The following is an 8,216-nucleotide window of genomic DNA, read 5'->3' as shown; positions in this document are numbered from 1 at the left end:
GCGCCGTGCGGCAGCACGGCGCCGGGCCCAAGGCTTTGCGGGGCATCTTTGATGCTTTGTAAAGGCGCGGGAGCCCCTCCCCTCAGCGCAAACGCAGCGGCAGGCTTGATCCTGTGCTGCCCTCAGGGTCCAATCCCCAAAACGCGCCGCCGCAAAGGGAGGAAGTCATGCCAGAATCCAATCAATCCGGCACCCTGCAGGTGAACGGCCAGCAGATCGCCTACACTCTGCGCGGCGAAGGGCCGCCGCTGCTGCTGCTGCACGGCTTCCCGCAGACCAAGGAAATGTGGGAGGAAACCGCCCCGGTCCTCGCCCGGCAATTCACCGTGGTGACGGCCGATCTGCGCGGCTATGGCGCCAGTTCCAAGCCCGAAGGCGTGGAGGCCATGAGCTTCCGCAACATGGCTGCCGATCAGCTGGAGCTGATGCGCGCCCTGGGGTTCCCCCGCTTCCACCTGGCCGGCCACGACCGCGGCGCACGCACCGCCCACCGGCTGGCGCTGGACGCGCCGGAGGCGGTGGCCAGCCTCACCGTGATGGACATCATCCCAACGCACACATTGCTGGACCAGCTGACGCAGCAGGTCGCCCGCGCCTATTACCACTGGTTCTTCCTCGCCCAGCCGGCGCCGCTGCCGGAGCGGATGATCGGCGCCGATCCGCAGGCCTATTTCGAAAGCTGCCTGCTGGGCTGGGGCGGCGCCTCGCTGTCGGATTTCCCGCCCGCAGCGCTGGCGGCCTACCGCCGCGCATGGGGTGATCCCGCCTGCGTCCACGCCATGTGCAACGATTACCGCGCTGCGATCGAGGTGGACTTTCACCAGGATGCCAAGGATCTGGACCGCAAGGCCGAATGCCCGGCGCTGGTCCTTTACGGGGCAGACGGCGCCATGGCCCGGGCTTATGACGTGGCGCAGACCTGGGCACCGCGCCTGCAGGAAATGACCGCGCGCAGCGTTCCCGGAGGGCATTTCTTCATTGACAGCGCACCGCGCGAAACCGCCGGCGCACTGCTGGAGTTCCTGACCCCTCTGCCGCCGCTGTAACAGTGCCGCCGGCGCCCTCTTCCGCCGCGTTTACGTTCGTTTTGCGCACGGGTTAAGACTTGCTTATCGCTCTTGCCCTAGCCTGCCCTGGAACGCGCATGCCCTTACAGACGGAGACAGCAAATGGCTCAGAGCAGGTTCAAACGGCCGCCCGGTTTCGAAGGCAACCAGACCGACCCTGAGGAAAGCTACCGCGCCGGCTATCAGCATGGCACCCGCGTGCTGCTGCGCTACCTGGAATCCAGCCCCAATCCCGATTTGGACCACCTCAGGAAATGGGTGGGCTCCGACCTGACCGGCTGGCGCCACGACACCGAGGCAGACCCGTACCCGCCGTCCCTGTGACAGCCGTGCAGCGGCCCAAGGCTTGCCAGCCAGGCGCGCAGGCGGCAGGCTGACCGCATGACTGTTGAGATTCTGACTGACGGCCCCCGGCTCGCCGAATTCCTGGCACTGGAAACCAAGGTCTGGGAGGCGCTGGCGGCGGGCGACCCTGAGGCGGACGGGCGCATGCTGACGGAGGATTTCCTCGGCGTCTACCCCAGCGGCTTCTCGGACAAGGCAGGCCACTGCGCGCAGCTGCAGGACGGCCCGGTGATGGCAGGCTACCGCCTGAGCGACGCGCAGCTGCGTGTCCTGTCACCGGAGGCTGTTCTGCTGTCCTACCGCGCGGCCTACCAACCGGCCGGCAGCGTAGACTGGAAACAAATGCTGATCTCGTCGCTTTGGGAGAAAGGCGAAAACGGCTGGCTCAACAGTTTCAGCCAGGACACGCCAACCGCCTGACAGGCCCCCGGGGCTTCAGCCCTCAGGGATCATGCGAGGAGTCGAGCTCGACGCCCTCCTTCACTCCGTGATCCGTCTTGCTGTCATAGGCATCCTGCTTCTTCTGCCACTCCTTGGTCTCGCTTTCCCAATAGCTTTTCAGATCCGCCTTCAGGACATTCTCCGACGTCAGGCCCGCCTCAAGCTCTGCAACACATTCGCCAAAGATCTTGTGGTGATTGTTTTCGTGGGCATAGAGCTTCTTCCACATGCTGTCCCAGCTGCCCTTCTGCCCCTTGTTGCCCTTGCTGTATTCCTTCCACTTGGGCATCGTGATCACCGGCTTGCTGGTCAGCTTGAACTCCTTCACATGGCCGTCCAGCTGAAAACTCGCCGAATAACTGGCATTTGACCGGTAGCGCCCCCAGAAGCTGCGTTTCTTCAGCGCCTTGAACACCGCCGCGATGGTCTTGCCGCTGACCGAGTAAGACACATCCTTGGGCTTCGGGACCGTTTTCTTGAACACCGCAGGATCCGGCGGCACGTCGTCCAGCTTGACCCCCACGGTATGGCCGCCAGACGTTTTCGACGCATACCCCTCGACCGCCGCCAGCATGGCCTCCTTGGCCTCCTTGAACAGCGTCTTCAGCTCATCTTTCTGCAGCGGCTCTTCCCGAGCCTGCATGGCGGCCGCAAATTTTGCCGCGGCCTCCAGCGCCAGATTGTGCAGCGCGGTCAGGTATTTCTCCAGCGCCTTGATCATCCGGTCCCATTCCGCCTGCCGCGCCTTGGTGGTCTTGCCGTATTCCGCCCAGGACGGCTGCGTTGCCACCGGCTTGCAGGCCACGGTGATCTGGCTCACCGATTTGTCCTTGGCAAATTTGGGCACAAACACCGGCGCCGGATTGTACGTGCCCCAGGCGTCCTTGCTGTCCAAAGCATCCCGCAACCCGTCGATGTCGATGGCTGAGACTTTGTAGGTTTTTTTGGATGGCTTCGGCAGCTTGACCTTCACATCGACGCCCATCGCCCGCTCCCCCATCTGCAAATACACACAACAATAGGCAGGCAGCTGACGGCCGCCGCACAGCGACGGTACCACAGACAGGCCTGACTGCTGAAAATTTCTGCAAAGAGAGAAGAAAGTGGCGCGGTTGACGGGGCTCGAACCCGCGACCCCCGGCGTGACAGGCCGGTACTCTAACCAACTGAGCTACAACCGCATTTTCGCCTTGCGGCGGACCGTTTCCGGTCCAGTTCCCCTCCGGGGCGGATCCTGATTGACCCCAGGATGAGGTGCAGCAGTGGCGCGGTTGACGGGGCTCGAACCCGCGACCCCCGGCGTGACAGGCCGGTACTCTAACCAACTGAGCTACAACCGCGCATGGGCCTTTCGGCTATGTTCCCCTCCGGGGCGGACCCTGAAACGCCAGGGCGGCGGGCGAAAGTGGCGCGGTTGACGGGGCTCGAACCCGCGACCCCCGGCGTGACAGGCCGGTACTCTAACCAACTGAGCTACAACCGCATTTTCGCCTTGCAGCGGACCGTTTCCGGTCCAGTTCCCCTCCGGGGCGGATCCTGATTGACCCCAGGATGAGGTGCAGCAGTGGCGCGGTTGACGGGGCTCGAACCCGCGACCCCCGGCGTGACAGGCCGGTACTCTAACCAACTGAGCTACAACCGCATTTTCGCCTTGCGGCGGACCGTTTCCGGTCCAGTTCCCCTCCGGGGCGGATCCTGATTGACCCCAGGATGAGGTGCAGCAGTGGCGCGGTTGACGGGGCTCGAACCCGCGACCCCCGGCGTGACAGGCCGGTACTCTAACCAACTGAGCTACAACCGCATTTTCGCCTTGCGGCGGACCGTTTCCGGTCCAGTTCCCCTCCGGGGCGGATCCTGATTGACCCCAGGATGAGGTGCAGCAGTGGCGCGGTTGACGGGGCTCGAACCCGCGACCCCCGGCGTGACAGGCCGGTACTCTAACCAACTGAGCTACAACCGCCCGCTGCACATCCAGCATCGCTGCTGAATGTTCGGCTGTAATATTCCCACCCCCCTGAGCCGTCAAGCCGTGTTTTGCCTTTTTCGGAACTTTCCCCGAAAAAAATGATCTGCGCCAGGTAACGCACTGGAACAGCTGCAAAAACACGCTGGACGCACCGCTGCTCCGGCGATCTTCTGTCTTAGACTTGGAGGGGGGGATGGTGGGTCGTGAGAGGCTCGAACTCCCGACATCTTCGGTGTAAACGAAGCGCTCTACCAACTGAGCTAACGACCCGATGAGCGGGGATTTAGACAAAGCCGCCGGGCAGTTCAAGAGGCTTTTGCCAAAAAAGTTCCGCCCGCGGGCCAGCCGGTGTTGCGGCCTGCCAACACCGCCCCTTCCGCCTCCCTGCAACGGTCAGCCGATCCTTGCCCCTGCCGCTGCTGCAACTTTACAGAAATGCTTAACAGCCGGCAGGCGATAAATTAATTGAGGCAAATCAGCATGAAGCATTTGATGGCTGCAATCCTGGCGGTTCCGGCGCTGGCAAGCACGGCCCAAGCGGCGGAGATCACGGGAGGTACTGCGGATCTGTCCTGGTCTGCCTTCACCCAGGACACCGGCATCTCCCGCGCCACCCTGCGCGGCAGCCTCGAAGCCGGGTTCAGCCCCAGCCTCGGCACCCAGCTGGACCTCAGCCTCTATGACTTCAACGAAAGCGATCTCAGCGCTTACAACGCCACCCTGCACGGCATCTACCATGTCAACGGGACCACGTCGCTGGGGGCCTTCCTGGGCAATGAGGAACTGGAAAACAGCACCCTCGATTTCTACGGGCTGGAAGCCCGGCACGGCTTTGCCAGCCTGACCGGCGAGGCTTATGCCGCCTTCGGGGATGAAGACGGCGAATCCGCGTCTTTGCTTGGCCTCGCCCTGCACAAGGACGCCGGTTCCAATTACCGATTTGGAGCCGAAGCCGACTTTCTCGACCTGGACAGCGCCCAAGTCGCCCGGCTGGCGCTGAACATCGGCTATAAATTGAACGAAAGCGCCAGCTTCTATGGCGAAGCAGGCCTGCTCGATTACGAGGTCGGCCCGCTGTCGGACAGCAGGGCCTTTGTTGGTGCCGGGCTCAAGGTTGGATTCGGACCCGGCGGCGGCACCACCTTCGGCTGGCGCGGATTGCTTGCCAAGGTGCCGGGCCTCTGACCGCCCGGCAGCCTGCCCCTACTGCAGAACGGTCTCCACTCCGTTTTCCAGCACATAGACGCAGCCCTGCCCGTTTGGCAGCGCCGCCATCCGGTCGCGGCTGAGGCCGCAGACGATGCCGCGCATCACCTGCCCCAAGAGCCCATGCGCCACCACCACCGACGGGCCGCTCAGCGACTGCATGAAGTCCAGAATCCGGCCATGGAAGCTGCCGTAACCCTCGCCGCCCGGCGCCTCGCAGAACAGATCCAGATTGTGCGGGTTGTCCCCGTGTATCTGCGGGTACTGCGCTGCGACCTCCGCCAGGGTCATGCCCTGGAAATCCCCGGCAAACGCTTCTGCCAGACGCGGATCGGTCACAAACGGCGCGCCGCCCAGGGCAATGTCCGCCGTCTGCTGCGCCCGGCCCAGCGGCGAGGCATAACAGGCCGGGTTTTGCGCCATCACCGGCGCCATCAGCTCAGCCTGCCGGCGGGCATGCTGAACCCCCAGCGGCGTCAGCGGTGATTCCAGCTGCCCCTGAATGCGCCGCTCGGCGTTCCACTCGGTCTGCCCGTGCCGCAGCAGCCAGATTTTCGGAAATTGCATCACACGCCCCCTGCCCGGTTTCTCAGGCAAATTGGTAGCCTCTGGCCGCCAGCAGCGGAACCCCGGAAACGAGAAAAGGCGCTCAACCTTTGCAGGGAGCGCCTTTCCGGTAATATGGTGGGTGATAAGAGATTTGAACTCCTGACATCTTCGATGTGAACGAAGCGCTCTACCACTGAGCTAATCACCCGTGAGGCAGGCTTTTACCCGTCACTTGCGGGCTCTGCAAGAGGGTCAGCAGAAGAATTTTGCCCTTCCCCTGCATTTTCTTCCGCCGGGCTTGCAGAGCTGTCCGGCTGGCGCAGCTTGCACACAAAGACCTTGCCGTTGCTGCGCTCCTGGCTGCGGTTGATGCGCAGCTTGCCAAAGGGTTTCAGGTTCAGTTCGCGGCCCTCGGCCACCGCTTCGCCCAGCAGCGCCAGAACCGCCTCCACCACCGGCTTGGCGTCCTTCTTCTTGACACCGGAGCGTTCGACCGCCTGCTCCACCAGCTCCCGCTTGCCCAGTTCCGGGGCAGAGACCACGGGCGCGGCCGGAGCAACCACCACCGGCGCCGGCGCCGGGGCTGCCGGTTTGACCTCAGGCTGCTTGACCGCGGCCTTTCCGGCCCGCGGTTTTGCCGCCGCAGTTTTCGCTGCCGCGGGTTTCGCCGCCGTCAGCGTGCCGGTCTTGCGGGAGGATGCCTTGCGCGCGCCGGATTTGCGTGCGGATGTGCTGCTTTTGCTGGATGCCCTTGCCATGCCCTGCCTCTTTCACTTGTTATCTGCCCGCTCCGGTGCCGGCGGCCTGAAGTGCCCTGCTCCGGGCGGCCGCCGATTGGACGGGCGTGTCCTGCACAGGCAGCCTAACACAGCCGCCCCTCTGCCGTGAACCGGTTAGCAGGCCGGCAGCGCGTCCCGCTGGATCATCGTGCGCAGGGTAAAGCTGGAGCGGGTGTTGCGGATGCCGGGCACCCGCATCAGCTTGTCCTCCAGAAAGCGGTCGAAATCCGGCAGGTCCTCGGCCACCACCCGCAGCAGGATATCCCGCGTGCCGGTCATCAGGTAGCATTCCATCACCTGATCGAAGCGGCGCACCGCATTCTCAAAGGCGCTCAGCGCGTCGGTGGACTGCCTTTCCAGCTCCACCGCGACAAAGATGGTGACCGGCAGCCCCAGCTTGGCCTGGTCGACCCGGGCCGAGTACCCGCTGATCACGCCGCTCTCCTCCAGGCTGGCCACCCGGCGCGCGCAGGGCGTGGGCGACAGCCCGACCATGCCGGACAGTTCCGAGATCTTCAGCCGCCCGTTTCGCTGAAGCGCGGCGACAATCTTGCGGTCTATCGAATCCATGGAGGTTTTCCCTAAACTTGACACCCTTGATGGAGGTTACCACCAAAATGGCAGATTTCCGCACAGCTTTTTGGTGAAAACCGGCGCCGCGGGCCAGTTATTATCCAGGGAGGTTTAGGAGGATCAAACCAAATGACAGTGACTGCCGTCGCATCCAGCAGCCATGAAGAGATTTACCGCGTCGAGGAGCCGTCCGTTGGCCTCCTGGGCTTCATTGCCGTGCACTCCACCCATCTGGGCCCGGCAGCCGGGGGCCTGCGCATGCGCCCCTACGCCAGCGAAGACGAAGCGCTGACCGACGTCAAACGCCTCAGCGAAGGCATGACCTACAAGAACGCGGCAGCAGGGCTGACCCTGGGCGGCGGCAAGGCGGTGATCATCGGCGATCCCGCCAAGGACAAGACGCCGGAGCTGCTGCGCGCCTTTGCCCGCGCCATCGAAGGTCTGGACGGCCGCTACATCACTGCCGAGGACATGGGCATGAGCCCGGCGGACATGGCGATCCTGGCGGAGGAAACCCGCTTTGTGGCCGGTCTCGCGGATGGCGAGTTTGCCAGCGGCGACCCCTCGCCGATCACCGCGCGCGGCATCTTCAACGCGATCCGCACCACCCGCGCCCACAAGCACGGCAGCCGCGATCTGGCCGGTGTGACCGTTGCGGTACAGGGCTTGGGTCACGTCGGCTGGTACCTCTGCCAGTTCCTGCATGAGGCCGGCGCCAAGCTGGTTGTCACCGACATCGACGACGCCCGCGTCGAGAAGGCGGTTGCCGAGTTTGGCGCCAAGGCGGTGCCGCTGGCGGAGATCTATAGTGCCCAGGCAGACGTCTTTGCCCCCTGCGCCATCGGCGGCATCCTGAACGCCGAGACCATCCCGCAGCTGAAGGCGGATATCGTCGCGGGCGGCGCCAACAACCAGCTGGCCACCGCTGAGGACGGCGCAGCGCTGCACGCCCGCGGCATCCTCTATGCGCCTGATTTCGTGGCCAATGGCGGCGGCATCATCAACGTCGCAACCGAGATCCAGAAGATCAAGGACCGCGAAGGCTTTGTCGCCGAGAAGCTGCAGGCGCTGGATGAGACCATGGCGGCGATCCTGACGCAGGCCCGGGCGGCGGATGTCAGCCCGGCGGAAATGGCGATTGCCACGGTGCAGGCCAAGATGGCGCAGGCCAGCAAGGCCGCCTGATCCGTCCTCCCCTTACGGCGGCAGCAGCGGGGCACTCCCGCGGCGGAACGGACCCCGGCCTGCGGCCGAACCCCATCCTGCCTTTGGGCCCGGCGGCCTGCCCCT

The 8,216-nt window shown here is 64.4% G+C and carries 9 protein-coding genes and 8 tRNA genes; 5 read left to right on the top strand and 12 right to left on the bottom strand.

Annotation, left to right across the window (positions count from 1 at the left end):
* Positions 1–167: 167 nt before the first annotated feature.
* From ACFMBG_RS04805 to ACFMBG_RS04795, 3 genes are all read left to right on the top strand, one after another.
* Positions 168–1,046 (top strand): alpha/beta fold hydrolase, encoded by an 879-nt coding sequence (locus ACFMBG_RS04805; RefSeq protein WP_421053586.1) that lies wholly within the window; start codon positions 168–170, stop codon positions 1,044–1,046.
* A gap of 123 nt (positions 1,047–1,169) precedes the next feature.
* A complete protein-coding gene (locus ACFMBG_RS04800) occupies positions 1,170–1,391 on the top strand; it encodes a hypothetical protein (protein WP_421053585.1) in 222 nt (73 codons plus the stop codon).
* 57 nt (positions 1,392–1,448) lie between these two features.
* Positions 1,449–1,832, top strand: coding sequence for a DUF4440 domain-containing protein (locus ACFMBG_RS04795; protein ID WP_421053584.1), 384 nt, complete (start codon positions 1,449–1,451; stop codon positions 1,830–1,832).
* A gap of 22 nt (positions 1,833–1,854) precedes the next feature.
* On the opposite strand, the gene ACFMBG_RS04790 is transcribed toward ACFMBG_RS04795, so the two are convergent.
* The 8 genes from ACFMBG_RS04790 to ACFMBG_RS04755 all read right to left on the bottom strand — a co-directional run bounded on the left by ACFMBG_RS04790 (position 1,855) and on the right by ACFMBG_RS04755 (position 4,089).
* Positions 1,855–2,865, bottom strand: coding sequence for a DUF922 domain-containing protein (locus tag ACFMBG_RS04790; protein ID WP_421053583.1), 1,011 nt, complete (start codon positions 2,863–2,865; stop codon positions 1,855–1,857).
* A 92-nt stretch (positions 2,866–2,957) separates the two neighbouring features.
* Positions 2,958–3,034, bottom strand: a tRNA-Asp gene (locus ACFMBG_RS04785).
* Between the two features lie 82 nt (positions 3,035–3,116).
* Positions 3,117–3,193 (bottom strand) — tRNA-Asp (locus ACFMBG_RS04780).
* A gap of 66 nt (positions 3,194–3,259) precedes the next feature.
* Positions 3,260–3,336, bottom strand: a tRNA-Asp gene (locus ACFMBG_RS04775).
* 82 nt (positions 3,337–3,418) lie between these two features.
* Positions 3,419–3,495: transfer RNA gene (locus tag ACFMBG_RS04770), tRNA-Asp, on the bottom strand.
* 82 nt (positions 3,496–3,577) lie between these two features.
* Positions 3,578–3,654 (bottom strand) — tRNA-Asp (locus ACFMBG_RS04765).
* 82 nt (positions 3,655–3,736) lie between these two features.
* Positions 3,737–3,813 (bottom strand) — tRNA-Asp (locus ACFMBG_RS04760).
* Between the two features lie 200 nt (positions 3,814–4,013).
* Positions 4,014–4,089, bottom strand: a tRNA-Val gene (locus tag ACFMBG_RS04755).
* Positions 4,090–4,311: 222 nt separating this feature from the next.
* On the opposite strand from ACFMBG_RS04755, the gene ACFMBG_RS04750 reads away from it, so the two are divergent.
* Positions 4,312–5,004, top strand: coding sequence for a hypothetical protein (locus tag ACFMBG_RS04750; RefSeq protein ID WP_421053582.1), 693 nt, complete (start codon positions 4,312–4,314; stop codon positions 5,002–5,004).
* Between the two features lie 18 nt (positions 5,005–5,022).
* On the opposite strand, the gene ACFMBG_RS04745 is transcribed toward ACFMBG_RS04750, so the two are convergent.
* From ACFMBG_RS04745 to ACFMBG_RS04730, 4 genes are all read right to left on the bottom strand, one after another.
* Positions 5,023–5,592, bottom strand: a complete 570-nt coding sequence (locus ACFMBG_RS04745; RefSeq protein WP_421053581.1) for a histidine phosphatase family protein — start codon at positions 5,590–5,592, stop codon at positions 5,023–5,025.
* 115 nt (positions 5,593–5,707) lie between these two features.
* Positions 5,708–5,782, bottom strand: a tRNA-Val gene (locus tag ACFMBG_RS04740).
* Between the two features lie 13 nt (positions 5,783–5,795).
* Complete coding sequence (locus ACFMBG_RS04735) at positions 5,796–6,332, bottom strand: HU family DNA-binding protein (RefSeq protein ID WP_421053580.1); 537 nt, start codon at positions 6,330–6,332, stop codon at positions 5,796–5,798.
* Positions 6,333–6,467: 135 nt separating this feature from the next.
* Complete coding sequence (locus ACFMBG_RS04730; protein WP_421053579.1) at positions 6,468–6,923, bottom strand: Lrp/AsnC family transcriptional regulator; 456 nt, start codon at positions 6,921–6,923, stop codon at positions 6,468–6,470.
* A gap of 132 nt (positions 6,924–7,055) precedes the next feature.
* On the opposite strand from ACFMBG_RS04730, the gene ACFMBG_RS04725 reads away from it, so the two are divergent.
* Positions 7,056–8,111 (top strand): Glu/Leu/Phe/Val family dehydrogenase, encoded by a 1,056-nt coding sequence (locus tag ACFMBG_RS04725; RefSeq protein ID WP_421053578.1) that lies wholly within the window; start codon positions 7,056–7,058, stop codon positions 8,109–8,111.
* Positions 8,112–8,216: the final 105 nt, after the last annotated feature.

The organism is Leisingera coralii, from assembly GCF_049056525.1.
GTDB lineage: Bacteria > Pseudomonadota > Alphaproteobacteria > Rhodobacterales > Rhodobacteraceae > Leisingera > Leisingera coralii.
Note: the sequence above shows the minus strand (reverse complement) of the source record. Positions and strands in the feature narration are given on the sequence as shown.

What these genes read in the sequence shown, in the direction of transcription:
- ACFMBG_RS04805 (WP_421053586.1), top strand. Translation starts at nt 168, where the DNA reads ATGCCAGAATCCAATCAATCCGGCACCCTGCAGGTGAACGGCCAGCAG.
- ACFMBG_RS04800 (WP_421053585.1), top strand. Translation starts at nt 1,170, where the DNA reads ATGGCTCAGAGCAGGTTCAAACGGCCGCCCGGTTTCGAAGGCAACCAG.
- ACFMBG_RS04795 (WP_421053584.1), top strand. Translation starts at nt 1,449, where the DNA reads ATGACTGTTGAGATTCTGACTGACGGCCCCCGGCTCGCCGAATTCCTG.
- ACFMBG_RS04750 (WP_421053582.1), top strand. Translation starts at nt 4,312, where the DNA reads ATGGCTGCAATCCTGGCGGTTCCGGCGCTGGCAAGCACGGCCCAAGCG.
- ACFMBG_RS04745 (WP_421053581.1), bottom strand. Translation starts at nt 5,592, where the DNA reads ATGCAATTTCCGAAAATCTGGCTGCTGCGGCACGGGCAGACCGAGTGG.
- ACFMBG_RS04735 (WP_421053580.1), bottom strand. Translation starts at nt 6,332, where the DNA reads ATGGCAAGGGCATCCAGCAAAAGCAGCACATCCGCACGCAAATCCGGC.
- ACFMBG_RS04730 (WP_421053579.1), bottom strand. Translation starts at nt 6,923, where the DNA reads ATGGATTCGATAGACCGCAAGATTGTCGCCGCGCTTCAGCGAAACGGG.
- ACFMBG_RS04725 (WP_421053578.1), top strand. Translation starts at nt 7,056, where the DNA reads ATGACAGTGACTGCCGTCGCATCCAGCAGCCATGAAGAGATTTACCGC.